At 60.1% G+C, this 24,923-nt stretch carries 27 protein-coding genes, 1 tRNA gene and 2 pseudogenes; 10 read left to right on the forward strand and 20 right to left on the reverse strand.

Annotated elements, in window-relative coordinates:
- The first annotated feature begins 287 nt into the window (after window positions 1-287).
- Window positions 288-488, forward strand: a complete 201-nt coding sequence (locus V1273_RS18065) for a CsbD family protein (RefSeq protein WP_057901357.1) — start codon at window positions 288-290, stop codon at window positions 486-488.
- 195 nt (window positions 489-683) lie between these two features.
- On the opposite strand, the gene V1273_RS18070 is transcribed toward V1273_RS18065, so the two are convergent.
- Entirely contained in the window at window positions 684-848 is a 165-nt protein-coding gene (locus tag V1273_RS18070; protein WP_108522349.1) for a DUF3309 family protein, read from the reverse strand.
- A gap of 176 nt (window positions 849-1,024) precedes the next feature.
- Between V1273_RS18070 and V1273_RS18075 the strand changes: the two genes are divergently transcribed.
- From V1273_RS18075 to V1273_RS18085, 3 genes are read left to right on the forward strand one after another with little or no spacing between them, the layout of a single operon-like run.
- Window positions 1,025-1,807: a DUF1236 domain-containing protein gene (locus V1273_RS18075; protein WP_334410451.1), complete on the forward strand. Its 783-nt coding sequence runs from the start codon at window positions 1,025-1,027 to the stop codon at window positions 1,805-1,807.
- Between the two features lie 51 nt (window positions 1,808-1,858).
- Window positions 1,859-2,320, forward strand: a complete 462-nt coding sequence (locus V1273_RS34070) for a DUF72 domain-containing protein (RefSeq protein WP_442894161.1) — start codon at window positions 1,859-1,861, stop codon at window positions 2,318-2,320.
- Window positions 2,218-3,819: an FAD-dependent oxidoreductase gene (locus tag V1273_RS18085; protein ID WP_334410452.1), complete on the forward strand. Its 1,602-nt coding sequence runs from the start codon at window positions 2,218-2,220 to the stop codon at window positions 3,817-3,819. Before V1273_RS34070 ends, V1273_RS18085 begins: the two co-directional genes overlap by 103 nt.
- A 60-nt stretch (window positions 3,820-3,879) precedes the next feature.
- On the opposite strand, the gene V1273_RS18090 is transcribed toward V1273_RS18085, so the two are convergent.
- Complete coding sequence (locus V1273_RS18090; RefSeq protein WP_334410453.1) at window positions 3,880-4,374, reverse strand: NUDIX domain-containing protein; 495 nt, start codon at window positions 4,372-4,374, stop codon at window positions 3,880-3,882.
- Window positions 4,375-4,676: 302 nt separating this feature from the next.
- Window positions 4,677-5,372, reverse strand: coding sequence for an HAD family hydrolase (locus tag V1273_RS18095; protein WP_334410454.1), 696 nt, complete (start codon window positions 5,370-5,372; stop codon window positions 4,677-4,679).
- Between the two features lie 586 nt (window positions 5,373-5,958).
- Here V1273_RS18095 and V1273_RS18100 point away from each other — a divergent pair.
- Both V1273_RS18100 and V1273_RS18105 read left to right on the forward strand, forming a co-directional pair.
- Window positions 5,959-6,558: a diguanylate cyclase gene (locus V1273_RS18100; protein WP_334410455.1), complete on the forward strand. Its 600-nt coding sequence runs from the start codon at window positions 5,959-5,961 to the stop codon at window positions 6,556-6,558.
- Entirely contained in the window at window positions 6,533-6,799 is a 267-nt protein-coding gene (locus V1273_RS18105; protein ID WP_334410456.1) for a DUF2269 family protein, read from the forward strand. The genes V1273_RS18100 and V1273_RS18105 overlap by 26 nt, the downstream gene beginning before the upstream one ends.
- A gap of 264 nt (window positions 6,800-7,063) precedes the next feature.
- Here V1273_RS18105 and V1273_RS18110 read toward each other — a convergent pair whose 3' ends face one another.
- The 12 genes and pseudogenes from V1273_RS18110 to V1273_RS18170 form a co-directional block, all read right to left on the reverse strand.
- Window positions 7,064-7,678: a hypothetical protein gene (locus V1273_RS18110; protein ID WP_334410457.1), complete on the reverse strand. Its 615-nt coding sequence runs from the start codon at window positions 7,676-7,678 to the stop codon at window positions 7,064-7,066.
- Window positions 7,679-8,004: 326 nt separating this feature from the next.
- Window positions 8,005-8,905, reverse strand: a pseudogene (locus V1273_RS34075) (SIR2 family protein).
- Between the two features lie 569 nt (window positions 8,906-9,474).
- Entirely contained in the window at window positions 9,475-10,545 is a 1,071-nt protein-coding gene (locus V1273_RS18125; RefSeq protein WP_334410460.1) for an ROK family protein, read from the reverse strand.
- Between the two features lie 78 nt (window positions 10,546-10,623).
- Window positions 10,624-10,797 (reverse strand): hypothetical protein, encoded by a 174-nt coding sequence (locus V1273_RS18130; protein WP_334410461.1) that lies wholly within the window; start codon window positions 10,795-10,797, stop codon window positions 10,624-10,626.
- Between the two features lie 296 nt (window positions 10,798-11,093).
- Entirely contained in the window at window positions 11,094-11,576 is a 483-nt protein-coding gene (locus tag V1273_RS18135; protein WP_334410462.1) for a DUF3147 family protein, read from the reverse strand.
- Window positions 11,573-11,920, reverse strand: a complete 348-nt coding sequence (locus V1273_RS18140) for a DUF3147 family protein (protein ID WP_334410463.1) — start codon at window positions 11,918-11,920, stop codon at window positions 11,573-11,575. The genes V1273_RS18135 and V1273_RS18140 overlap by 4 nt, the downstream gene beginning before the upstream one ends.
- The gene (locus V1273_RS18145; protein WP_334410464.1) at window positions 11,917-12,522 is read right to left on the reverse strand and encodes a cupin domain-containing protein; all 606 of its coding nucleotides are present in this window, start codon (window positions 12,520-12,522) and stop codon (window positions 11,917-11,919) included. Before V1273_RS18145 ends, V1273_RS18140 begins: the two co-directional genes overlap by 4 nt.
- 130 nt (window positions 12,523-12,652) lie before the next feature.
- A complete protein-coding gene (locus tag V1273_RS18150) occupies window positions 12,653-13,555 on the reverse strand; it encodes a YihY/virulence factor BrkB family protein (RefSeq protein WP_334410465.1) in 903 nt (300 codons plus the stop codon).
- Between the two features lie 474 nt (window positions 13,556-14,029).
- Window positions 14,030-14,548 carry a hypothetical protein gene (locus V1273_RS18155; RefSeq protein WP_334410466.1) on the reverse strand — a complete coding sequence of 173 codons (519 nt, stop codon included), beginning with the start codon at window positions 14,546-14,548 and terminating at the stop codon, window positions 14,030-14,032.
- 10 nt (window positions 14,549-14,558) lie between these two features.
- Complete coding sequence (locus V1273_RS18160; protein ID WP_334410467.1) at window positions 14,559-14,765, reverse strand: hypothetical protein; 207 nt, start codon at window positions 14,763-14,765, stop codon at window positions 14,559-14,561.
- Between the two features lie 2,001 nt (window positions 14,766-16,766).
- Window positions 16,767-17,021 carry a DUF6074 family protein gene (locus V1273_RS18165; protein WP_334410468.1) on the reverse strand — a complete coding sequence of 85 codons (255 nt, stop codon included), beginning with the start codon at window positions 17,019-17,021 and terminating at the stop codon, window positions 16,767-16,769.
- Window positions 17,022-17,383: 362 nt separating this feature from the next.
- Window positions 17,384-17,575, reverse strand: a complete 192-nt coding sequence (locus V1273_RS18170; protein WP_334410469.1) for a helix-turn-helix domain-containing protein — start codon at window positions 17,573-17,575, stop codon at window positions 17,384-17,386.
- 100 nt (window positions 17,576-17,675) lie between these two features.
- On the opposite strand from V1273_RS18170, the gene V1273_RS18175 reads away from it, so the two are divergent.
- The 3 genes from V1273_RS18175 (at window position 17,676) to V1273_RS18185 (ending at window position 19,670) form a co-directional block, all read left to right on the forward strand.
- The gene (locus tag V1273_RS18175) at window positions 17,676-18,209 is read left to right on the forward strand and encodes a hypothetical protein (protein ID WP_334410470.1); all 534 of its coding nucleotides are present in this window, start codon (window positions 17,676-17,678) and stop codon (window positions 18,207-18,209) included.
- A 30-nt stretch (window positions 18,210-18,239) separates the two neighbouring features.
- Entirely contained in the window at window positions 18,240-19,505 is a 1,266-nt protein-coding gene (locus V1273_RS18180) for a tyrosine-type recombinase/integrase (protein WP_334410471.1), read from the forward strand.
- Between the two features lie 75 nt (window positions 19,506-19,580).
- A tRNA-Ser gene (locus tag V1273_RS18185) sits at window positions 19,581-19,670 on the forward strand.
- Between the two features lie 170 nt (window positions 19,671-19,840).
- Here V1273_RS18185 and V1273_RS18190 read toward each other — a convergent pair.
- The 3 genes and pseudogenes from V1273_RS18190 to V1273_RS18200 form a co-directional block, all read right to left on the reverse strand.
- Complete coding sequence (locus V1273_RS18190; RefSeq protein ID WP_334362694.1) at window positions 19,841-20,116, reverse strand: DUF2934 domain-containing protein; 276 nt, start codon at window positions 20,114-20,116, stop codon at window positions 19,841-19,843.
- A 181-nt stretch (window positions 20,117-20,297) separates the two neighbouring features.
- The gene (gene ccoS / locus V1273_RS18195; RefSeq protein WP_334410472.1) at window positions 20,298-20,483 is read right to left on the reverse strand and encodes a cbb3-type cytochrome oxidase assembly protein CcoS; all 186 of its coding nucleotides are present in this window, start codon (window positions 20,481-20,483) and stop codon (window positions 20,298-20,300) included.
- A gap of 19 nt (window positions 20,484-20,502) precedes the next feature.
- A pseudogene (locus V1273_RS18200) lies at window positions 20,503-20,867 on the reverse strand (hypothetical protein); the annotation flags it as partial.
- A 31-nt stretch (window positions 20,868-20,898) separates the two neighbouring features.
- On the opposite strand from V1273_RS18200, the gene V1273_RS18205 reads away from it, so the two are divergent.
- On the forward strand, window positions 20,899-21,684 hold the full coding sequence (locus tag V1273_RS18205; protein ID WP_334410473.1) for a universal stress protein: 786 nt from the start codon (window positions 20,899-20,901) through the stop codon (window positions 21,682-21,684).
- On the opposite strand, the gene V1273_RS18210 is transcribed toward V1273_RS18205, so the two are convergent.
- Both V1273_RS18210 and V1273_RS18215 read right to left on the reverse strand, forming a co-directional pair.
- Window positions 21,668-24,361 (reverse strand): bifunctional acetate--CoA ligase family protein/GNAT family N-acetyltransferase, encoded by a 2,694-nt coding sequence (locus V1273_RS18210; RefSeq protein WP_334410474.1) that lies wholly within the window; start codon window positions 24,359-24,361, stop codon window positions 21,668-21,670. The genes V1273_RS18205 and V1273_RS18210 overlap by 17 nt on opposite strands.
- A gap of 165 nt (window positions 24,362-24,526) precedes the next feature.
- A complete protein-coding gene (locus V1273_RS18215; RefSeq protein ID WP_334410475.1) occupies window positions 24,527-24,895 on the reverse strand; it encodes a hypothetical protein in 369 nt (122 codons plus the stop codon).
- Window positions 24,896-24,923: the final 28 nt, after the last annotated feature.

Raw genomic sequence — 24,923 nt, forward strand, 5'->3', positions numbered from 1 at the left:
ACGCAGAAGATCGACGCCTGGAACGGAGAATCGTTCCCAGACACCTGTTGGCACTGCACTGAAGGGCGAAATATTTGAGAAGATTATGGGCTGCATACTCGCGCGCCTTAGTTCGGAGTTCTGAAAGCTCTGTGCTGAATTCAGGGCTTCTTTTCGTCCGCCCCAAAACTGTTCTTTCTCCTCCGGACGCCCCATTTCCCGGATTGCACGCCACTCCGCGGCTGCGACGAGTAGGAACGAGACGCTGCTCTAAGCGTTGCGGATTCACGTAAGCCGGAGGATCCATCATGGACTGGAACCGAATCGAAGGGAATTGGAACGAAGTCAAGGGCAAGGTCAAACAGAACTGGGCCAAACTGACGGACGATGACCTGACCGCCATCAACGGCCGGCGCGATGAGCTCGAAGGTCGGCTGCAAAAGCGCTACGGCTACGCCAAGGATCAGGCCCGCAAGAACGTTGATGATTGGTTTTCGACATTGCCCTGAACCTCGCGGTTAGAACAAACGCAACTCGCTCGGTGTCCTTAGACCGCCTTGCCACACGTGCGAGGCGGTTTTTGCTGCGACTGGATTTGGCAGGCGGACTAAATGCGCCAGGAACGACCGCGGCGGTCCTCGATGGTGCTAACCCGAAGAAAACCTGTCCGTGCCGGTAAATTGCAACAGCTTGCCCGAAACGATTCAAATTCTGCCCAGCAGAATCAAAATCAGCAGGATAACAATTACGAGGCCCAGTCCACCGCCGCCGTAGTAGCCGGTCCCATAAAATGGGCCGCCGCCAATGCCGCTAAAGCCACCCAACAAGGCAATAACCAAAATGATTAGAATAATCGTACTGATCGACATGGACTCTCTCCCATTTCGCTTGTGCACCAGCGTGGAAAGATAAGCCGATTCTGGAACCGTTGTTCCACCACATGAGGGGCGCTGGGATTTCGAGGCATGGGGACGCACCCAGGAACGTCATAATCTCCTTTTTCGTTAATCGCCGAGGGCAATGCAAACCGTGGAGGAGAGACCCCATGACTAAACGCGTTTTGATCTCTGTCGCCGCGGCGACTCTGATCGCTGGAACCGGTTTCGCTAATGCGCAGGGAACCGGAATGGGCCGTGAATCGCCGTCGGGCGGTGCCGCAACCCAGCAGGGTGGCTCGACAGAACAAAAGTCCGACATGAAGTCCGAGCAGAAGTCGATGGGCGCTGAAAAGAGCCAGCGCACCGAAGACCAGATGAAGGGCGGCAAGGACATGAAGGCGGAAGGCCGCGAAGACAAGGGCATGAAAGCCGAGGGCAAGGAGGACCGCGGCGGTATGAAGGCCGAACAAAAAGGTGATCGTGAGAAGACGACCGGCCAGGGCACGACCCAACGTGACCAAGGCCGTGATCAGAGCACGACGCAGCAGCGTGATCAGAGCACGACACAAGGCCGCGAGCAGACTACGCCTCAGAAGGACCAGAAGGCCCAGGGCAAGGAAGACCGTATGCAGACTCAGCAGCAGGGCGGAGCTGCGGGCCAAGACACGACCACGACGGGCCAGGCTGGCGCTGCCGGGAAGCTCTCGACCGAGCAACGCACCCAGATCACCAGCGCGATCAAGGAGACCCGCGTTCAGCCGGTGACGAACGTGAACTTCTCGGTGTCCGTCGGCACTAAGGTACCGCGCGACGTGACCTTCCATACGCTGCCGGAGCGAGTGGTGACGATCTATCCGGAATGGCGCAGGTACAAGTACATCCTCGTCAAGGAGCAGATCGTAATCGTGGATCCGAACACCTACGAAATCGTGGCGGTTCTGGAGGCCTAAATCCAACGGTTAACTGCGGGTCCAAGGCGGGCAGAAATGCCCGCCTTTCGCATGGAGCATGCCTGCTCAAAACCCCGTATCATCCGTTGCGGTCGACAGATTGAAATTCTTCTGGACCCTACACTTGGCAAGCTCCAACGCGATTCCCGTTGGAAGCGCCCGTTACAATGGCCCACGGGCCACTGTAGTCCGCGAACCCTTTCGCAATGGCCTCGCCGAGTCGGGTCCTGGAAGCGGCAAGGCTGCGACGTGTCCGTCTATTTCGACAACGACCAGAAAAGCGCGGCGCCGGTCGATGCCAGACGCTTGAGCGAGATGACGGGCCGGGCCCGACGGCGGACAAATAGGAACCAGCCACTCGATCGGCCGTTTGATACTCATGGTCATTGTCGACTGATCGGGTTTTTAGGATGGATCCTTTCATCGATCGGCGTAGCCAATCGCTTTGGATGGACATTGCGGTTGCCCCAAACGCGACACGGCTCCAGGGCGGCAAGGAGTGCGATGTTGTGATCATTGGCGCGGGTATTGCCGGGATTTCTACGGCCTATGAACTCGCCGTCGAAGGTCCGCGCGTTGTCGTGCTCGATCGTGGCAAGATCTCGGGCGGCATAACGGCGCGCACCACTGCGCATCTGGCGCCGCTCTGCGATGATCTGACGTCCGCGATGATCGGCCTGCGCGGGGAGGACACATCCCGCCTCTTCTACGAGAGTCAGGCCGCAGCAGTGGATCGCATCGAGGAAATCCAGCAGCGGGAATCCATCGAGTGCGATTTCCGGCGCCTGGACGGTTTTCTGTTTCAGGCGCGCGACACCGACGCGAAGATCATCGAGGATGAATTGGATGCGGTCCGCAAGGTCGGCGCGCCCGTCCGCCGGCTAGTCGGCGTTCCCCTCGCCCATTGCGCCCAGCAGCAAGTATTATGCTATCCGCGCCAAGGCACGTTTCACCCTCTGAAATATCTCAGGGGTCTTGTCGCGGCCGTCGAGACAAAGGGTGGCAGCTTCCACTGTGACACAGTTGTCGAACGGATCGAGGAGCACGACGGCAACGTTATTGTGACGGCCAGCGGCGGTACAGTAACTGCCCAAGCTGCGGTCGTGGCTACAAATGCTCCGATCGTCGATCGATTCGCCCTGCATACCAAAATGGCTCCCTATCGCACCTACGCGATGGCTTTTTCGATCAGGAAGGGAGCTATCCCGGATGCGCTGTATTGGGACACGCTGGATCCCTACCACTACGTACGGCTGCAGCCTGGTGATGATCGAACCGATTTCCTCATCGTCGGGGGTGGCGACCACAAGAGCGGCGAAGCCGATGACGCCGAGGTCCGCTTTCAGGCCCTTGAAGCCTGGACGCGCAAACTCATTCCAGCCGCGCAAGACGTCACCCACCGGTGGTCGGGACAGGTCCTCGACACCATCGATTACGCTGGCTTCATCGGCAGAAATCCGGGAAGCAACAAAATCTACGTGCATACCGGCGATTCTGGCCAAGGCATGACGCACGGCGTGGCGGGCGCCATGATCAACTCAGCACTGATCCTGGGGCGGGAAACCAAATGGGCCGACGTGTATGAGCCCTCGCGCAAGACGCCCGCGATCGGCAACTTCCTGAGAGAGAACGTAACCGCCGTGAAGAACTTCGCCGAGTACCTCGCGCCGGGCGAGCTGGCCGATGTCAGCGACCTGAAAGCCGGACACGGCGCCATCATCCGGCAGGGTACAGGCAAGATCGCAGCCTATCGTGACTCTTCCGGCGCGCTGCATGCCCGCTCCGCAGCCTGTACGCATGTGGGCTGCCACCTACATTGGAATTCATTCGAGACTTGCTGGGATTGCCCCTGCCACGGATCTCACTTCGCCATCGACGGAACACCGCTCAACGCTCCCGCCATCGGCCCGTTGGCTGAGGTAAGCATCAGGGCGGAACAACGCGATGACGAGATGCTGCAAGGCGAACCTGGGAACCTCAATCCGTTCGGTACTCTCAATCGCCTCACCTAGATCCACGGCGTAGGCACCCGACGTTGTGCTATACGCTCCTCGGGGCCCGCACGCGGGCGCTCAGATACTGAATGAGCGCGACTGTTTTTGCATCGATGATCTCGCCAGCCGCAACCCTGTTCGCAGCGTTCTCCAGGGTCGTCTCGACCACCTAGATATCTTCCCCCTCCTCCTTGATTCCGCCGCCTGCGCAAACTCTTTGTGCGGGCGAATAGGAGCAATGAAGAAGAAAATCTTCTCCACGATCGATGCAGGACTGACGTAGAGTTCGAACAATCGTTCGACCTCGACAATTCTGTAACCAAGCTCCTCTTCAATCTCTTTCCGGATTCGCTCTTCAGCTGTTGCACCGTCAAGCTTCCCGGCGCAGGCTTCCAGCACGTTCTCCTGTCCATCGTGAAGGAATATGGGCAGCCTCAATTGCCGGGTCAGCAATACCGTCTTGCGAGCCGGATCATAGGGAAGAACGACAGCAGAATTTCCACTATCGTAAATCTCGCGCTTGCGCTGCTGATGTTCGCCATCGCGCCTGCGCTGGGTATAACTGACGCTCATCAGCTTCCCTTTTTGCTTTGCACAAGCGTCTCGATGTTTCGGATATGTACTCTTTCGCCGACCGTTCTCATGGCCAATAAACGCCGACGAGGAGCTTTCGATCCAGGCGGCGGTACACCTCTCGGAACGAGCCGACGCTGCTAGGCCCGCGCCCGGTAAGCCGGCCATTCCACCGCCACGCCCGCAATAAAAACGTGACCGGCGGACGGGGCCTCTCGCACAGGCGCGCGGCATGGATGCCGCCGACCTTACCAACGCGAGCCACGCGATGCCGCGAAACAGTAAATCATCGAATGCCTGCTCTATGGAAAGCAAACTGGGCTTCCAGAGCCGTCCAAAGAACCTTCATCGCGCATACTTTCCAGACTCGTTAGAAGCTCGGGGAGATCGTCTGCAACGATGGAGCATCCAGCCTCCAGCAGCGCTTCCTTGGCGAATCCGCCAGTAAGGAGACCGGCGGCTGCCACACCGGCTGACCTCGCGGCCTCGGCATCATATGGAGTATCGCCAATCATGATAGCCTGCTTGACCGAGATACCTAACCTTAGAACCGCCAACTCGACCAGCCGAGGGTCTGGCTTGCCATGCTCGACATCGTCCCCACACGCCACACAGGATATGAGGTCGTCGACATCCAGAAGCGATCGGTAATGTTTGAGTTCTGGACCTTTGCAATCCGTAGCCAGCGCAATTCGTCCGCCAGCTTTGGCTATCGCCTCAAGTACATCACGCACGCCCGCGAAGGGCTTTGCCATTGCCAGATATTTGCCGTCGTAAATTTTCTCCTTGGCCTCAAGCACCCTTTTGCGCTCTTCAGCGCTCAAAGCGGGCGCAATGAGCTGAAGCGTCTCGTCGCCGTCCAATCCAGAATAGAGTTGCAGAATTTCATAGGGTACCGTTGCGCCAAAATTGGCCAACGATTCCTGCTGGCTCAGCAAATTCTGGCGCACACAGTCGACTAGCGTGCCTTCCACATCGAATATGTAGCCGGAAAACATACGGCCTCGCACACCTTACACCGCAAGCGCCCTGGATATAAAGTTGTGCGGTCGAAACGGTTCCTAGACAAATGGCAAAGCAATCGTGTTCGATCTGATGCGTCTTTTGTCGCGTTAGAGCTTCCGGTTCAGGCGAACCTGCCGCGAGATCAAGGCTCCCGCGGCGAGTCGACGGCCAAGCTCGCAAAACATCGATTGCTCGGTCAAGGCCAACTTTCCAACCTGGCGTTAGACGATTTGGGGTTCTTCAGCGTGGGACCAATGGCTGCTTGTACTCGTAGGTTGCATAGCGCGTTTCATTCCGCTTTCGCCAATGCAGCGAGCGCGGCCGTCGAAACGACCTGGTTACGGTGCCCGTCAAGAGGGCCGAAACCAACGGTTACGAATTTCAATTCGACCACGGCGAGAACCACTGCTCTCGACCTAATGTTGCCCGAGCGATCATCTGCGAGGCGGTCCCGCAGGGCGAGAGCCCGCGCAGATGACCGCCGCCTACTTCTGGCGAACTCCAAATGAGTTCCGCCAGAGGAACGTTTGTGGCGGCTGCTGATTTATCCGTACAGATACGTTTCAAAGGAGGTTTGACATGGGGCCCGACGAGGTCCTGCGGGGAATGTTGATGTATTTCGTGCTGCCGCTTTGGCTGGCCGCCGGCTTTGCCGATTATCTATGTCATCGCGCCGGCCATATCGAAAAGACAAGCGGATGGAGGGAATCGGTCCTGCACCTTCTTCAGTTCGGCGAAATGGCTCTTCCGGTGCTGGCCGCGCTTTTCCTTGAAATTACATCGGGCGTGATTCTGGTTATGATCGTGTTTCTAATACTTCATGAAGCGACCGCCATTTGGGATGTTCGCTACGCGTCGGCAATGCGCGAGATCGCGCCGGCCGAACAGCACATCCATAGCGTTCTCGAAATGCTTCCCCTGACGGGTTTGCTGCTGGTTATCGCGCTGCACTGGCCGGCTTTCGCTGCATTGTTCGGTTTTGGCATGCCGGATTTCTCATTCACGCTGAAGCAGCAACCGCTACCTGTAACTTACGTCGTAACGATGCTGGTCTTGACCGCGCTCCTGGAGGTTTTGCCCTACATGGAGGAGTTGATCCGCAGTCTGCGTCACCGGGACCAGCAGCACAATTACGGGGGTCTGGCTCGCATGGTTGAGCGGCTATTCTCTCGGGGATGAATGGATCGCAGCTTCCATTCTGCTCTATACTGTGACTGGCGCTTTCTGGTTGCCGGTGGTCTGGATGCAGATGCGCATGCGGGATCTTGCCATCCGCGCCGTCGAGTCACACTCATCGCTACCCTACGAGCATGCGCGTCTTTTCCGTTGCTGGTTCGCCTTCGATTTTCCCGCATTCGCCGCCATACTTATCATCTTCTGGCTCATGATCGCCCGTCCTGCCATCCCCTATTGGGACTAATCCTTGTTTGGTTCATGCTCACGTACGGTCCGACCGGCGCGACGTTTTGGATGGGAGACAAAGGCGTCGTGTGCTGCGAACCGGCCCGTCTAACTCTTGAGACCGGCGACGCATATAAGCTCAAGCGGAAGCTATGCACTTAGCCAACTCAGCCGTTTTATTCGGGCGGAGGAATACCGCGCAAAAGAGCGAAGATTGGCACCAGCCCGGCCATGCGAGATGGAATGACCGTACCGGTTAAAGAAATGCCGCGACCCCAATTCCCTACGTAACAGGTCGTGCCGCTTCCTTGACGGCCTGACTTGTGGTCGCCATTCCGGCCGCGTACGCAGCACCCGCGCCGAGCAGCAGCGCGCAGAAGCTTGCAAACATCACATACGCAAAGTGTTTGCGTGCCTCTTCGATTTGCGATTGCGTCGGAGATCGGACGGCGGAGCCGACCGTTTCGCGATTCGGAACACCCGACAAGGCCGCAACGCGGGCGCTGGCCGCGTATGACGGGCCGACCAGGTTGCTGGCGACACTGGTGGTGGACGTCGGGATCAGCGCCGCTGCCGCTACGACGACCACGGTCGCGACCGACCAAGCGGCCAAGGCCTGTCCTATTCGCCCGAGGCCGGTTTGATCGGGCGAATTGGCCGCCGCGACCGCGCCGCCGATAAAGGCGGCGATGATGCCCGATACGGCCCACCACACGAAGGCGGCCCAGGTGGCACCTGCAGGCGCGGACTGAGCGGTCGGGACATCAATCGCGAGCAGACCGATGCCGAATCCCAGCATGGTCAGTAGGATTTGGACAACCAATGAAGCAAATACTCCAGCCAGAACGGCCGACCAGGTCCAGCCGAAAAAGGCGTTAGGCACTGTACGCGGGGCCATGATGAACTCCTCCAGTTCAACAGTATTCGGTGCCCAACGCGGCGTTCAAACTTCTGTTCCCTTTCAGGAACTGCCGATGCTCTTCTCCGTTTAGAATTCTCAGAGGGACCTGTAATAGGAGTTGACAATGACGTTTGGCAGAGGCGTCCTGCTGTGGCTCTTGGGCATTCCCCTTCCCGTCATCCTGCTGCTCGCGTTGTTCTGGCGTTAGCTGCAGCGGCGGAAGCCGGTGGTCAGGATAGGTGTCCGACGGCTCTGTGCCGGAGGGACTGAATGCGGGGCATAAGGCCCAGAAGACCGAGACCCTTGCCAACAGCGGCACGATATTACGTTCGACAGCAGTGAGCGGGTGATGGTGGTGCCCAGGCTAACGCCGTCAAGAAGGATGGATTTCTTGCTCGGAGATCTGCAAGGAAGGCCGTTAGCGCATCATCTGCGCACGCTCTGCACTCGGGCGTCAGCAGCGTAATTCCCCAGCGTGCGAGCATCGCCTGTTGCACGGCGTTCGATGAAGGCATGAACACAAACGAGCGCGGGCGATGATCCCGGTGGCCTGATCTTTCGCAGGTCTGCCAAATGCCGTGCAGAAGCAGCCGGATGTTGGGATCGGACATGCTCTATCCGATGAACAGGATGGTGCGAGCCAAGGCGTCCGCGCGAAACTTGATATCCAAGAGGGTCGAAGGACAATCGATTGAGAAAATCGGTCTCGGTAAGAACCAGCGACGCATCGTCTTCGAAGTCGTCATGATACTTGACGATATGCGTCACGCCATCCGCAGCACCCGCCATCTGCTTCGCGTTCGCTTTGCGTCATGCTTCTTGTGAACTTCGAACGCCGTTTCGAGATTGCGGTCATGGTTGGTGGTGTAAATGGTCGAAAAATCGGGCTCGACGATGAGTTTATGAAGCTTCGACTCGGCGACGCGATCCGCAGCGACCTTCCAGTTTCGATCCAGCCAACTTCGTAAAGGATCCATTTCGCCTTGCTCCAGGCGATAAAATTCAGCCAGCATCTGATAACCGTCGTTCATTCCATCGATTACGTCGGGACTGAGGTCGAGCTCTTTCAGCAGCTGATCGACGAGGCTTTGCTAAGAAGGCAACCTCACAGCCATCGAGACGCCTGCCAACGAACAGAATCGCGTGACGGCGCTTGATGGCATCTGCCAAGACGTCCCTGGAAGATGACCTTTGCTGTGCTGCACTTGCTTCTGAAGTTGCCATCCGTTTCAAACAGGTCACCGTTTCAACAGGTCAGAGTTGCTCCTTTCGTTATTCGCAGCGGGCTTTGCCGAGGCGCCTAGCTGCAGGCCCGGAACTCGGAGGCTCCTCACTTGCGGCTTCGCAAGCTCCCGGCGATGACGAAGTAGAAAAGTATAAGATACCCCTTCATCTACAGATTCTTCACGCGGCTTCCACCTTGCGTCGAATTTGCTGAGCGCGCTCGCCGTTTAGTAGAACCAGCAAACACCGTTGTCTGTTCCAGTTAACTGCCGGCGAAGCTCTAAGTCTCTTCCCGCATGATGGCTGACCCGAGGAAACATAAATGTTCCTCAAGTAGGAAGCAGAATATTCGAAGTCGGCAAGTAAGCACCAAGGCGGAGGTTAGGAATGGCTACTGAGGCGCGATAGCCTACCCACAATCTTGATTGATACGCTTTCGCATCTTCGGCGGCGTTTATACTGCCGACTTTCGGGAAGGAGCTGGCTATCCATCGGCTATTGCAAAAATCGCCCTAGGAAGCGAGCGCTTCAGACGAGATCGTGCAGAATCTCGCCACCGACCGATAGCCTCAGCGTTCGCGCTTGCCGTTGCGGTTGGTGAAGCGGGCGTTGCCCAGACCGGTGCCGATAGTCAGTACGCCCCAACGCTTCACGTCCTGCATGAATGGGACCTCGGAGAGCCCCTGCACGAGGCCATCATTGTGCATGATGACGGCCGTGTCGTGCTCGCCGATCCGGGGGATCGCTTCGACGAGACTTGCCGGCAGATTGAACTTGCTACTCTCCCAGTTGCCCGGCAGGTTCTGCGCGCCCTTTCTGATCGTGCCGTCGCTCTCGATGACGCCTGGGCATGCGACGCCGATGAACGGCGCGAGCTTGAATCCCTCGTCTTCCGCCTTCGCGATCAGATCCTTGAGCATCTTGACGAGGCGCTTGACGGCGTTCTCACGGGTCGGCTCGTCGTCGGCATGACGCCATAGCTCGAACTTCCACACGCAGGCCCTGGAGAGGTCCGGCGCCTTCTTGCGACGCGTTTCCACGACGCCGCAGCGGATGTTGGTGCCTCCGATGTCGACGGCAAGGATGGAGTCATGAGCTTCGAAAATCCAGGATGGCGCGAGATGTAGCGCGCCGATAAGGCCTGCGTCGTCCGGGTGACGGTGGATCGGCACCATCTCGACCTTGAAGTTCTCGGCCTTGAGGACAATTTCGGCGCGCGCGATGGCGAGTTCGCCGAGCCGGCTGTCGCGAAAGCCGCCGCCCACTACGATGCGCTCGGTCTTGTCCCAAGCCTTGGTCTTGAGGAAGCGGCGCGTTACGTGGGCGAGTTCCTGCGCGAAGTCCTCGATGGTGCTGTGCACGACCGCTGACGCTTCGGTGTCGTCGCCGACCAGGATGGCGTCGAGTTCCTTCTTGCTGATGTTTTCGGAAAGCTCCTTCCCGAACGGGTCGTCGCCAGATTTGCGCAACGGCTTCCGCCACTCTTCGAGAGTTTCCCGGAAGGCGCCTTTGCTGGCGCGGTCCCCGAGGAATCCTTCCTCATCCTTCAGTTCGAGGTTGAAGCTGTCGATCTCAACCCACGGGAGGCGGGAGGCGCCGTGAGCGGCGATGCCGGTGGTCATGATCGTTTCGTCGGCCATGCTGAGCCTTGAACAAGCCGGGGGCAACTAGGCGGTTTGGCATTCAACACGCGCCCCGCACCGCGGTTCCTCGCGTTTTTAGGCAGGCTTCGCCAAATGCACGGTCCGGGATGAGGCGAACTCCTGCCGCACCCTGTTGACCCCCATCGCGGTCTCGAAAAGCGCTTCCTGAATGTCGCGCGCGATTTCGCCCCAGAACCTCCATCGCACACTGTGCCCAAGCGTGGCAAACTGTTCTCGTCCATCCGCCATTTCGTTCTCCCGACGTAGAATGGAACGCCGATGAGATCACGGGCGAATCGAAGGACAAGGCATACTTGACCTGCCATCGTCGCCGCCGCTTGGGCCGTCGCGCGCTGTGAGAGCTACCGATATGGGACGTTTGATAGCCTGGGTCGAGGACCTCGGCCATGACGAGATCATGCGCTTCCTTACCCACGAACTTGAATGAACAAAACGCGGCCACCGCCAGACCTAACCGTGGGCGCTGCGCAAAGGTGTCTAGCCAAAATCTTCGACCGCGGCTCGATTCCGCCATCGTCGTCCGATCAGTCGTAGCGGTTTCGCGAATTCGTTGAGCCGCTGGTCTGTTCCACTGTCCGCACCGATCGCATCTTCCGGCGCGCGTACCAAGCCACCACCGCGATAGTCAGCCACGCGAGCGACGCGCCGATGAAGGCGGCCGGTACGCTGCTGCGTACTACTAACATCGAAAAAGCGACTGCAAAGGCCAGCATGCCCAGCGCGCCGAGCGCGGCGCCAGCGGCGTCGACGGCGGCCGCCATTTGCCCGCGGCGCTCGCCGGCGAGACCCGCTTCGCGCTTGCGGCGGATTTCATGCTTCTCAATCAGCGTCGCGCTCGCGCAGAGTATGGCCGGAAGCGCGAGAAAGAGGCCGCCGACGAATGCTCCATAGCGGCTGCTGACGAGGCCGGTGAAGACGGTCGCGGCACCGCCGAGCGCGAAGCGGATCAGATATTCGTACCAGTGTCCTTCCTTGAGAGATGACGGCGAAAAGCGGATCGGGGTCATGTCTGACCTCCGGCGAAGACTAGCAGCCCGAAGGCGACGATCAGCCAGACGACCAGCGACAACGAGGTAGCCGTCACCGCTCGCAACTTCGCGCGGACAAGGAGATGGCAGACGATGACACTGTAGATGGCGAGCGCAATCGTTCCCGCAATCATCGCCTGAGTTTGCAGGGCGGCGTAGTCTGCCCCGTGCTGATGCACCGCGATTCCAAGCGTGGCGAGCGCGACCGAGGGGGCTGCTCCGAACAGGCCGGCGAAGCTCTTTGGACGCAGAAGATCTCCCAGCATCGCGAAGGCCGATACGACGGCGCCCCCGACGAGGAAACGGATGATGTATTCAGTCATTTCGCTCTCTTCCAGAGTTTCGAGAGCGGCCCGCCGGCCCCGTAGATTGGATCCTTGCGTGGCACAGGCACCTTCGGGATAGTTTTCAGCGCGCGCGGACGGTCCTCGACGGCCGTGCACTCGTCATAAGTACCGGTCGGCGGGTAGGCCCCGATGACGAGGAACTCATCGTCCGCTGAAATGCACTGATGGCCCGTGCCGGCGGGGAGAACGGCGACGTCGCCAGCTTTCAGCGTGAAGATCCTTCCCTTATTGCCGCCGAAGCGAACGCGGCCCTTGCCGCGCGCGATGCCTAGGACCTCATGAATCCTGGAGTGATAGTGCACGTAGTCGTAGATGCCGTCGCGCCAGGTGTCGCCCCATCCGTTAGCTTCGAATAGGTCCTCTATCACCGCCGCCGGGTCGTGGTGCTTGTCGAGATCGACGGCGCCGCGATAGATGATCAGCGGCCATCGCGGATGATTGGGAACGAGACCGTCGTCTTTGAAGCGGGCGGCATGGGGTTTTTTTGCCTGGACGTGTTCCGGAGCCTTTGGTTTCCCGGGGCGTCGGAGGCCGGTGGTGCGCTCAGCGTATTCCTTCAGACCTTCAAGAATCGGCATCGTCATTCTCCACTGAAGCTTCGACTGGGCAAGGTCGTGGTATCCGATGAGCGTCCTCGCTCGCAGAAGATTTCAGGTCCGCTCGCCCGGACAACACGCTCGACTGAATGTCCGCTGCGCTCGAGTGCCCTCATTCGCGGCTCCTCGAACGTCGGTCGGAATGCGATAGCTGGTCCCCTTCCCCACGACCCTTACTCAAGTCACGCCGTTTCAAAGAGCCGCTGTGCTTTGCGTAACTGTGGGTGACCTCGGCGCCCATCAGGATGATCTGCGACGTATAGTAGACCCAAATCAGCACGACAACGATCGAGGCTGCCGCGCCATAGGTTGATTCGAGTCCCTGCTTCCCGATGTAGAAGCCGATGGCCGCCTTCCCCACCTCGAAGAACAGCGTCGTGAGGAACGCGCCCAGCCAGACGTCGCGCCAGCCAACGGACACGTCGGGGAGCCATTTGAACATGATCGCGAAGAGCAACATCACAGCGCCGAACGAAATCAGTATGCTGACGACGTGAAGTGCGCCCTCCGGCAGGTAGGTGGCGGCATATTTGCCGGCCGCGGCGAGGCCTGCGCTCACGACGAGCGAGATCAGAAGGAGAAAGCCGAGTGCCAGCACGGCGGCGAACGACAGCACGTAATTGCGGGCGAAGTGCCAAAGCCCAGTTTTCTCGGACTCGTCCACCTCCCAGACCACGTTGAGCGCATCCTTCAGCTGCACGACGACGCCGATGGCAGCGAACAGCAAGGCTCCGAGGCCCAGGACGGTGGCCAGTGTGCCGGCGGCCGGGCGACTAGCCCCCGCCAGCATCGCCTCGATGGCCTTGGTCCCTGTTTCTCCGAGCATCTCCTTGATCGATGACATCACTTGGGAAGTGACCGCTTCATGGCCGAAAAGCAGGCCGGCTACCGCGATAGCGATCACAGTGATGGGGCCGAGTGAAAACACGGAGTAGTACGCGAGGGCGGCCCCTTGCCTGGCATCCTTGTGGCTCGACCAGTTGGTCGCCGCCTCTTTGACCACTGTCCACCACATGTCCGGTCCAACAGAAGCCGTCGTACCCCAACTAATAAAGGCCGTCCGAATGGAATGTTCCTGCGGAATACAACTGAGCGGAACTGGCACTGCGGCCGAAACGTTGCGTATCCTGGTTCTTGAAAGGATCGGGCGATGGCAGCCAACAAGCCGATCGGTGACAATGCGCGCAAGGGAGCCGTGCGCAAGCGCAGTCATCCTCACCAATTGGCGAGACCACCTGGACAACACGTCGGCGCCGGAATTTATTTGATCAGCCACCTACATTAAAAGGAAGTCGGTCCTTGGTGTGATGCCTGACTACTCCTATTCAGCCCCACGCCACCCACGCAAGAGCCTCTGCCGACAAAAGGCAGGGGCTTTTTGCTTGGTAGTCCACGTTTGCTGAATTGCGGCGAATGGCGTCTATGCGTCAATCGCGTCGGTTTGGCCCTCCGTCAATGACTTCCGGTCTTCCCCTGTAAACGGACATCGTCAGGGCCAGTGGGACGGGAAACCGACGTGCATCCGGCTCTTCTCCTGTCCCAGAGAAGCCCGATCACCTGCGGGCTGAGTTATGCTGCATTCGCCGCGAGAGCGCCGAGGACGTTCAATTCCTCCGAGTCCTGGCGGCGATACACTTCGTCGAAGTCCGTGCCTGGCTTCGGTCAGGATCGGTTCACGGAGCGGCTTTGCCCAGACGCGGAGATCGGTCGAGTGCGCAACTTCTACGGCAGATCGAATTTCCTTGTCCGCCTCACGAATGAACTGGTCGGCGATTTCCGGGGCCGCCGCATCAGCGGCAACTTTCGCCAGCTCTGCACCGTGCGTTTTCCGGAGCATGTCGTTGACCAATTCGTCATGAACGCTCTCGGGGACACCACTTAGCACCGCGGGCACCATGGCAACTGCCGCGGCGATTTCGGGATGCAAGCGCTGCGCCCGATCGCGTTGTTCCTGCGGCAAGCTGCGGACGTAGGCGCGGTATTCCTGATCCTGCAGCACGCTGGCCAAGTCGTCTTTTTCACGCCCCGGCAACTTGGATAGGGATGACTTGATTTCGGAGCGAAGCTTCCTCAGCGAAAGCCGCATCGCGTTCCCGGCGCCATGCCTCGAACGCCGCGGGCGTGCTGATCGAAGCGAGTTCACCCTTCTGAACATCGGCCAGCTTGGCCTTTGCGGCCTCCAGGGCGACCCGGGCGTCATCGAGTTGCTTCGTGATCTTGTTCATCCGTAAGTTCGTCCTTGGGTGGGAGGCGGGAGATAAAGCCCGAGCGAGTTGGCGGCGAGGCTACGCCGGAGACGTCCCACCAACGTCCCGCTGCGGCTGTTTCACGTCCCATAGCGTCCCATTCGGCCGCAGAAACGCAGCAAACCGGCTGCGCGAGATCCGGTACCCTGCTTCGCCACATCGAAGTAGGCGAATCCATCGGCGTTGCTGATTGGGTGAGCGGCAGAGGCGATGCAACGTTGACTTCGGAATGGCGAACTCGTGGATCACATCGCCCGGCCTCATAAGGTCGCCGGGGAGACCATCGTCGCCTTGCGCCGGCGCGCGTTCCGACGGCAGCGAGTCCCGTATAGCTTTGACCGCTGCCTCGATAACATCAAGTCGCGCGGCGATTTCGGCAGCGTCGGTCATCCTTGGCCCACCCCGGGTTTGGCTAGCTCGAATAATTTGTGACCACGCCGCGCGCCCATGCGACGCGCCTTGCCGACGAATGCGACCTTGCCGGAGGACACCAAACGCCGGAGCGCTCTCCGGGTTGCGACAACTTCGGCATTGGTCGGTATGCGCCAGCCCGGCCGAATCATGGGCCGCCGAAAGCAATAAGCGCACGATGCGAGCTCGCGGGCTGTGAGGCAGGGACGCTGGTCTAGAATGTGAAGGATCGCCCGCCGCAGCGCCTTGGGGCGGAACGCGAAACCCCTAGTCAGCCGAAAGTACGACGCCATAGGAATATTTCCTGACAACGAAACCGCGATTTTGAGCGGCCCAAATATAGTGAACACGGGCAAGGCTCGGCCTCGCATGACGTATCCCTCCATACCGGTCCCTATGAAATTTCCCGCGAATTCGCCCCTCGCCGCGTCTGCGGCGGCCCGTGGTGCGTTCGATCGATCTCGACCGCGAGAGCAGCGCGCGACAGCCGAACGCGCGCCGGCGGGCGATTGCAGGAGCCGGGGGTTGCTGGCAATTACGGGGCGTGTGCTGGTTCGGCTCAGGTGCTGTGACTGCTCAGCAGAGTTGAGTGAGCGCCTGTAGTCAAATGAAGCGAGCTCCGCCCTGCCTGGATGGTGGTATAGGCTGGTCATGCGCCGCCTCCCACGATGTGGAGTGGTCGATCTCCGCTTGCTTCCTTCCCCTTCCCTTCGCAGAAATTCAGACTTATCCGCTTGTTCAGGCCTACGAGAGCGTTGCCCGTTAGGGCGACGCTTAGGGCCGTAGGCCCCCGCGCAACGCGCGCCTCGTCAGCGGCTGGGTTGGAGGGTGGCACAGGTCTGGCCCCACCATATAAGCAGCCATCTATGCTGGGGGTCAGACCTGTGCCATGTGCCTTGCGACGACGAAACCAGGTGCGTCGGCTGACGCCCTCGGCCTCCCAAGGCTTAGTCCGCTCTTTGGAATGCTGGGCGAGCCACTCGTCTCGCGGCTGAACCCCCCGCTTCCTTCGTTTTTTGACCCTTCTTTGCAAACTGCGCGCGTTCCTGGCCTCTTCGCGCTCGGCCTTCAGTAGGTCGATGGCACCAATGGTGGTGATGCCCAGTTCAGACCTCACGGCCGCCGTCAAGCCAAGGCGCTTCGCTAGAGTATCCGCGCGCCAACGTATCGGTTTTGCCAGGACGGCATCGACTAGGCGGCTCGCTTCTTCAAGTACCATCCAGGGCGCCCAGATGCGCAGCCAAGATGCCATAGGGCGCCTTCGCTCGCCGGGCAGCATCGCCAAATGGTGCAACATGATCCGCGCGTCGTCGCGGCCGGCATCATCGTCCGGTAGGACGTAACCGTATTGGTGCACAAAAAGACGTTTCAGATCGCCGCATCGGAGCCGCGCCATTGAAGGCGGCCGCTTCTCAGCATTGCGGTATCGAACGTCTATCTCTCGATGGTTGGTTGTTGGACGTTTTCGCGGAACGCTATTGCGGACCAAGACCTTCTGTGTTTTAGTACCGACCTGCACAAAAATATCCTTTCTTCAGGGCTGCCCTTTTGCCGAGGGCGGCCCTTTACCTATGCGCCTGGCTTTCTGGTTTGTTGGATGAGCCGGCCATGGGCCGTTCGGATCGCCGCTTCCAACCGCCGAAGCTCGCGGTCGATCAGCTTGTCAGAGATCCCGATGCGCGCCATCCAGTCGCGCTGCACCCGGATTTGATCGCTAATGTATCGATCGCCGGACTCGGGCTTTAGCGCGGCTGCACGTTCGGCTTGCCTTACGATGAACGGCCAGCGGCGAGTTTGCGGAAAGGGGACGATCTCAGCAGCCATGCGTTAAACCCTCCTGAGGAAGAACCTTTCCGACTCGTCGGTAAAATTGGGCGAAGCAAGGGCAGAACACTCTGAGGGCGCCACGGCGCGCTGTGACGAAGCGGCTTCGATCCGTGTGGGCAAGGCGGCCAACACCGCAAAAGCCGTCGGGTCCACGGCGCCGGAATATTCGCGCGCACAGCGGATTAGGGCATCGCGGGTCCGGTAATAGGACCTGCCGCGCCAATCGTTTGCACGCGCCCTCTCTGGGGAGCCGCGGCGCTGAAGAATCCACTGCAATCCATCTGGGCACCGGATGACGCGCCAATTCGGGTTCAACACTACGACTATGTGCGGGTAGCCGTCGGCCGTCTCACGCAGGCTCATTTCGCGCCGGCCTCTTCCAGCTTTTTGTGCCAGGCCAGCTTGGGCACGCGGATCAGCTTGCCAAATCGAATTACGGGGATCTCGCCGCGCTTCACCGCCTCGTAGCTTGCATTACGCGTGAGCCCGACCAGGGCACCCGCTTCGGGCACGGTGTAGACCAATCGCTGAGCCCCTTCCTCGTCCTTCATGGCGTCATCCAATAATGGTGTGTATCACCAACTATTAGCCCGTTCTGCGTCTGTTCGCAAGTAGTGGACGATACCGACTATTCCGGATAACGTTCACTTTATGGAGATTGGTCTCAAATCGTTTTTGCCGAAGCTCGCGGGTCGTTTACAGACCACACCGGGTTCGCTTTACGAGTACCAACGCAGATTGGTTGCGCTCGGGGTCGTAAGACAGCGCAAAGGCAAAGGCCCCGGCACTGGCGTCAGACTAACTGCCGAAAATCTGGCAGCCCTGATCCTCAGCCAGATGTTCACGGAGAATCCCTCGCTTGTGGACGAACGCGTCAAATGGTTGTGCAAGTCCACCCCGATGGAGAAGTGCGCCTTTACGGGCGCCGCGACGCTTCGAGAGGCGGTCGCTAGGATCCTGCTCATGCCGGGAATTGAACGGAGGCCGTTTCACCGGCTCGTGGTTTATCGCGATCAATTGGAATCGACGCTTTACTTTCAAACAGCACCGAGCAGCATCGCAAAAACTTTCTTCGAAGCTGGCAGAAATCTGGCTGAGTATACGCCGATTTCTACGATCCGAGAATTACGCCATACACCACTTTTCGACATTGCAGGCGATTTCCAGTCGGAGGTCGGCGCATGATCGACCGAAGCATCCGCGAGGGGAACCACAATGGCTAAGCGACGACGCGGACACAACGAGGGCACGATAGACAAGCGCAACGGCAAGCCCTACCGAATTCGCTACACGATCAACGATCGCCGTTACTGCAAAGCGTTCACGGGGACGGTCGCGGAAGCCAAGGAAAAAATTCGCGAGCTGCTCCACAAAGGCGACACCGGCCAGCACATCGAGCCCGACAAGATCACGGTGAGTGCATGGATAGATCAGTGGATCGCGGCTGGCGCTCCTCGAGGCCACGGCAAGCGACGAAAGCCGGTTGGCCAGCGCGCGGTCGAACGCTACGAACAGTTGTTGAATGAGCACGTCAAACCGGCGCTCGGCGGGACGCGATTGCAGCAATTGCAGGCGACGAACATCGATGCCCTCTATGACCGACTCAAGATTAAGGTCGAAGCGAAGGATCTATCTGCTCGCACGGCTCATCACGTCCATATCGTCTTCAATTCATGCCTGGGCACCGCGCAGCGCCGCAAGCTGATCTCGGTAAACCCCATGTCCGCGGTCGAACGTACACCGGACCCGGAGGCGCGGCAGGAGGATGCCGACTCAGACGAAGGCACCGATACCATCGGCGAGGGTTTGAGCCCGGACGAGCTCAAGGCGCTGATAACAGGCTTCCGGCAATCACCGCTCTACCCCGTCGTTGCGTTGGCAGCCGCCACTGGTGCGCGCCGGGGCGAATTGCTGGCGCTGCGCTGGTGCGATCTTTCTGTGGAAAGCAAAACGCTTCGGATCGAATGGGCGCTGGAGCAGACGAAAAAGCACGGCATCCGGCGCAAGCGGCCGAAAACCAAGCGCGGCTGGCGCACCATCGACATCGATGACGCAACGCTCGAGATGCTGCTCGATGTCAGGGATAAGCACCTGCGCATTGCCGCTGGAATCCCTGACGGGGTCGACGTCGATCTCTCGCTGGTCAAACTGCCAGCCGAAGCGCTGATATTCCCGGCGACTCCAGCGCCCGGCTTGGATTTCTCGTTCACGGCCTGGCGCAATCCGAGAAATTTCAGCAAGGAATTCGCCCGCCGCGCCGGGGTGATCGGCTTCGGAGCAACCCGCTTCCATGACCTCAGAGGCATTCACGGCACGGCCCTGCTCGACGCCGGAACGCCGGTGCATATCGTGGCCCAGCGCATTGGGGACGATCCGGCGGTTCTTTTGCGGAACTACGTCAAGCGCCAGCGGACTAAGCAGGCTGCCGAAAACCTCGCCTCGACGATCAGTGGCTTCGTCGGCAGCTTCCTGGGCAAATGAATTGGTACGTTTTTGGTACGCCGTTCGCCTTGCGTTCGGGTCCACCATCCGCTAAGTGGCTGATCCTTCAAGGTTGGAAGGGTGGCCGAGTGGTTTAAGGCACCGGTCTTGAAAACCGGCGTGCCTGCAAGGGTACCGTGGGTTCGAATCCCACCCCTTCCGCCAGTACCCTGTTTCCCTTCGTGCCTCCCTGTTTCGAATCCACAGTGAAATCAAAGACTCCCGCCGTTGAGGCACTGACCGATCGTTGGCAACGGCCTGGGCAGGCCCGCCGTAGCCCTCCTTGCGAAATCGACCAGGCCTGCCCCCTCGGCACGGTCTGCCTCCTGTCGTCGTTACGGTCCGCGTGACGATGCTCGCATGGAACTATGCGGCGCGGGTTTTGCTTTTTCGGATCGGGCGACTTTTGCCTTTTTAGCGGTTTTCATCGCAACTAATCCCGTGTCGGCGGGCGCTGCAGCGGGAGCGTTGCTGCCTGAGCTTTCAACCGATGTCGCGAGAATTTCGCGTTGAGCATTTAGCCAATAGTTGTCTGCCTGGCCCTCGGGTTGACCGTCGGCGATCCAGAGGTAGTAGGCGCGTTCGCGAATGGCCTCGTCGAGATTTGGCATGGGAGTCTCCTTTTATGATGCGCCCAGCCCCGGCAGGCAAAGTCTTGCTCTCGTAAGGTTAACGAAATCTTACCTGCCGGTAGATTGCCTAGCCGGACTGCGATCAGCAGGTGTCTTTGAAGTGCGTCAAGATATTTGGGCGGGCGAAGTCGTCTTTCCGAACAGCGGGTATCGATAGCGCCTAGCGGCGTCCGGTCCTGGTCGAAGGCACCGGCTCTTCCGCAACAGGCTCGTCATCAGCAATCGCGCGCCAGCCTGCCCCTTCGAGGTCGTCGTACTGGCCGTTCTTGAGCGACCAGAGGAAACCCATCAGGCCGATGGCGCCGAGCGTGAGTGCCAGCGGCACGAGGAATACCAAAACTTCCATCAGCAAAACTCCCTGGCGCCGCGATGCGCGCGCGCAGCGCATTCAAGATCACCAGCAGCGACGAACCCGACATGGCGGCGGCAGCGACCAGCGGCGTGGCGAGGCCTGCGATTGCGAGCGGCACGGCAAAGAGGTTGTAGCCTGCGTGCAATCTTGTCCGCCGGCGTGACGGCCGCGCGCCATCCATGGATACCGAGCTGTTCGGCCGCATGGCGTACGGCTGGCTCGCGATCGCCGGACAGAATATCGACTTCGATCCCGGTCTTAAGAAGCGTGGCAATGGGCCGCCGCATCGGGGCGCAGGCGCTGGCGCACGGCGAAGACGTGCCGCGTCTCGCCGTGACGGAAGGCTACGACGGATGCCTCGGGATCCCGGCACAGGATCTACCTTTCGGCGCTAGCTTGCGAGGTGCATGTGGAAGTGCCCGGGCACTTCCTTTCCGGATCGACGGCCAATATTCCCGGGATCATTGCGGGCGAAATGGAAAAGAGCCGGAAGAGCGCCAGGGACATGCTGGCCGCATTCGATGTCGCCGCAAACAAGGCCGGCATTCCGCACGAAAACATTCTCGAGAAATGCCCGACCTTCGCCGTGCCGGATCTCCTCGTGGACTACGCGCGGCTTCGCGACCTCACCATTGTGCCGGTGCCGGAAAGCTACGATCAGTGGTACGCAGAAGCCGTGATATTCGGATCGGGCCGTCCTACTCTCGTCCTGCCCGAGGGCCCGCGGGCCCGTCCGTTCGAACTGGGGACGGTCGCTATCGCCTGGGATTTCAGTCGTGCTGCGGCCCGGGCGATTTCGGATGCGATGCCGATGCTCGAAAAGGCGAGTAAGGTGCGGATCGTTACCGTCACCAACGAGAAGAAGCTGGATAGCAAGCATTCCGCCGCAGCGCTGGCAAAAAACCTGGCGCGACACGGCATCGACGTCGTGCTCGACAAGGTCGACGCCAACGACCAGCCGATCGGCGAGGTGCTCGAAGCCTATACGGCATCACATCGGGTCGACGTTCTCGTGATGGGCGCTTATGGACATTCGCGATGGCGCGAATTCATCCTCGGCGGCGCCACCCAAGAGCCTGCTGTCGAGGCCGCCGCTCCCGATCCTGTTTTCGCACTGACGGCCAGCCGCCATTGTCGTCGTGCGGCAGCGTCACGAAGGCGCATGCGCTCAAAAAGGGCTAAAGCGCGAGCCTGACGTTGCAGATATCGTGCTCCTGGGGGGCCGACTTCACCTCGAAGCCGAGGCTGCGGCACATCGCCAGCATCACCGTGTTTTCGGTCAGCACGTCGCCGGAAATCGCCCTCAATCCTTCGGACTTTGCATATTCGATGATCATCTGCATCAGGATCCAGCCGAGCCCCCTGCCCTTGAGATCGGATCGGAGCAGGATCGCGTATTCGCCGCTCTCATAGATCGAGTCCGAATGGATCCTGACCACCCCGACCAGTTCGTTGGTCGCCTCGTCGAAGGCGACAAAGGCCATCGCCCGGGCGTAGTCGAGCTGGGTCAGGCGGGCGATGAATTCATGGGAAAATTCCTTCATCGGTGCAAAGAACCGGAGCCGCAGATCCTGCATCGTGACGTGTTTCAACATCTCGTGGATCGCTGGCTCGTCCTCAGGCCGGATCGGACGGACGAACACCCGCCAGCCGTCCTTGACCTCGATGTGACGCTGCCATTGCGAGGGATATGGCCGCACGGCAAAATTCGCCGGGCCCGAGCCACGAAATTTTCGTTCCACGCGCCCGATCACAACCCGCGCATCGACCGCCAGCACGCCCGCCTCATCCGCCAGCAGCGGATTGATGTCGAGCCCACGGATATCGGGTATGTCGGCGGCCATCTGCGCCAGCTTGACCAGAACCATTGCGACTGCGTCCTGCTTCACCGCCGGCACGTCGCGATAGGCGCGCAATAGCCGCGAGACACGGGTACGTTCGATCAGGCTGCGCGCCAGTTGCAGGTCGAGCGGCGGCAGCGCCAGCGCCTTGTCATTGATGATCTCGACTGCCGTTCCGCCACGGCCGAACACGACAACAGTGCCAAAGGTCGGATCGTCGGCGAGGCCGAGAATGAGCTCGCGCGCCTTCGCGCGCACCACCATCGCCTGCACCATCACGCCCGATATTCGCGCCTCCGGCCGCAGCGATCTTGCCCGCGCGAGAATCTCGCTGGTCGCCTTGCGCACCGCATCGGCGCTGGTGAGATTGAGTACCACGCCGCCGACATCGGATTTGTGGACGATGTCGCGCGACATGATCTTGAGCACGACGGTCGCCCCCCGCGCAAAGATCGCATTCGCATGCGTGACCGCCTCGTCGGCATCGGCGGCGGCAAAGGTAGGCACGGCCGCGATATCGTAGGCGTCAAGGAGCCGCTTGATCTCGATCGGATCGAGCCATGAACGGCCGTCGGCCAGCGCCGCAGCAACGATCTGCCGCGCTGCATTGATATCGGGAGCGAATTCGATCGGCATCGCGGGCGGAACCTGCGCCAGCGCCTCCACCACCTCGCGATGGCGGACCAGATGCATGAAACCGCGCACGGCGTCGTCTTCGGTCGGATGGTTCGGAATGCCGGCCGCGCTCAAGAGATCGCCGATCGATGGCTCCGCGCCGACCCAGACTGCGAGAACGGGCTTCGGCGCCGTGCGCTGCCCGGCGCGATATTTCTGCACCGCGTCGGTCACGGCCACAGCGATTTCGTCGGCGCGCGCAATCGCCGTCTGCACGTTCATCACCAGCACGGCGTCGTTTTCGGGATCGGCCAGCAACGCTTCGAGCGCTGCGGCATAGCGCGCGGGATCGGCATCGCCGACGATATCGACCGGGTTCGATTTCGACCATGTCGGCGGCAAAACCGCGTCCAGCTTCTCGCGGATCGCCGGCGAGAGAGCCGCAGGAATACCGCCGAGTTCGACCAGCCGATCAACCGCCAGCACGCCGATGCCGCCGCCATTGGTCAGAATCGCAAGCCGCTTTCCAGGCGGCGATTTGACCCGGCCGAGCGTCTCGGCGCAGTCGAACAATTCGCGTAGATTCGATACGCGCAGGATGCCGGCGCGTTGAAACGCAGCGTCATAGACGGCATCAGCGCCGGCGAGCGCTCCGGTATGGGTTGCTGCGGCCCGCGCGCCTTGCGCCATGCGGCCTGACTTGACGACCACGACCGGTTTTATTCTGGCGGCTGCCCGGGCGGCCGACATGAACTTGCGGGCATCCTTGATCGCCTCGATGTACAGCAGGATGGCGTGGGTCTTTTCATCCAGCGCGAAGTAATCGAGCAGATCGGCGATATCGACATCGAGCTGGTCACCGATCGAAACAATGCCGGAAAATCCGACGGCCCGCTGTGCCGCCCAATCCACCATGCCGGCGGCAATGGCGCCGGACTGCGAGATGAGCGCTAAATGGCCCGCGGCCGGCATATGTGCGGAAAAGCTCGCATTGAGACTGACGCCCGGCATCATGATGCCAAGGCAATTCGGGCCGATCAACCGCATGCCGTATTCTTGCGCTGCGCGCTCCGCTGCTTCCGCGAGCGAGCCCGGACCGTGGCCGAGCCCAGCACTGACAATGACGGCGCCGGCCGCGCCGCGCCGACCCGCCTCATCTATCAGGCCGGCGATGGTATGGGCAGGCGCCGTGAGGACAACGAGTTCCGGCGCAAAAGACAGTTTTGCGATGCTGTCTGCGGTCGCGACGCCATCGATCTCGTGATAGCGCAGATTGACGAGGCCGAATTCGCCCTTGAACTGGGCCTTGCGAATATTGTTGAGAATGGCACGGCCTACCGAGCCGTGGCGCGGGCTAGCCCCTACCAATGCGACGGAATGCGGCGAAAGCAAATTTTTCAGACGATAGGTGGACATCGTTTTCCAGTACCGGCAGGTCGCGGCCTACTGTGAGCCTGGAAAGATGTGCAGCGCAATGTTACGTTTGCGCGACAAGTTGGCCTGGAACTGTTCACGCGCCATAACAAATCGCACTCGGCGCGCCGTCGGCAGGGGCGATTTCAGGTGCATGCTACTGGCCAATCAGTTCAACGAGCGTCCGCTGATCAAATTCGACGTGGCCGCAATCATCCGCTCGGCATGCCTGAACAGCCGTTCGGAATCGCGGCGGAAGAAGTCGAGCTGATGCTGGCCGCATTCCTGGCACATCGTCCTGAGGTCCCGCACCGAATGCGCGCTCGCCATCTTCGCGACGAACTCCGTGTACAAGTGCATCTCGGTCCGTGTCCGCTCCAGCATCTCGCCGCCGAGAAACACCCATTCCTCGAACATCATCTTCTGGACACCGAGCATGAACTCCAGCGCGCCCTGATTCAGTTTGGTGGCTTCCACTTCAGCATTTGCGGCCGCAGGAAAGGAACCGGAAGCGGCCCGCTCAGACAGCTCTGACATGACAATCTCCGATTTCTGAATTTCCGCC

The organism is Bradyrhizobium sp. AZCC 1721 (assembly GCF_036924715.1).
In the GTDB taxonomy this organism is placed as follows: Bacteria; Pseudomonadota; Alphaproteobacteria; order Rhizobiales; family Xanthobacteraceae; genus Bradyrhizobium.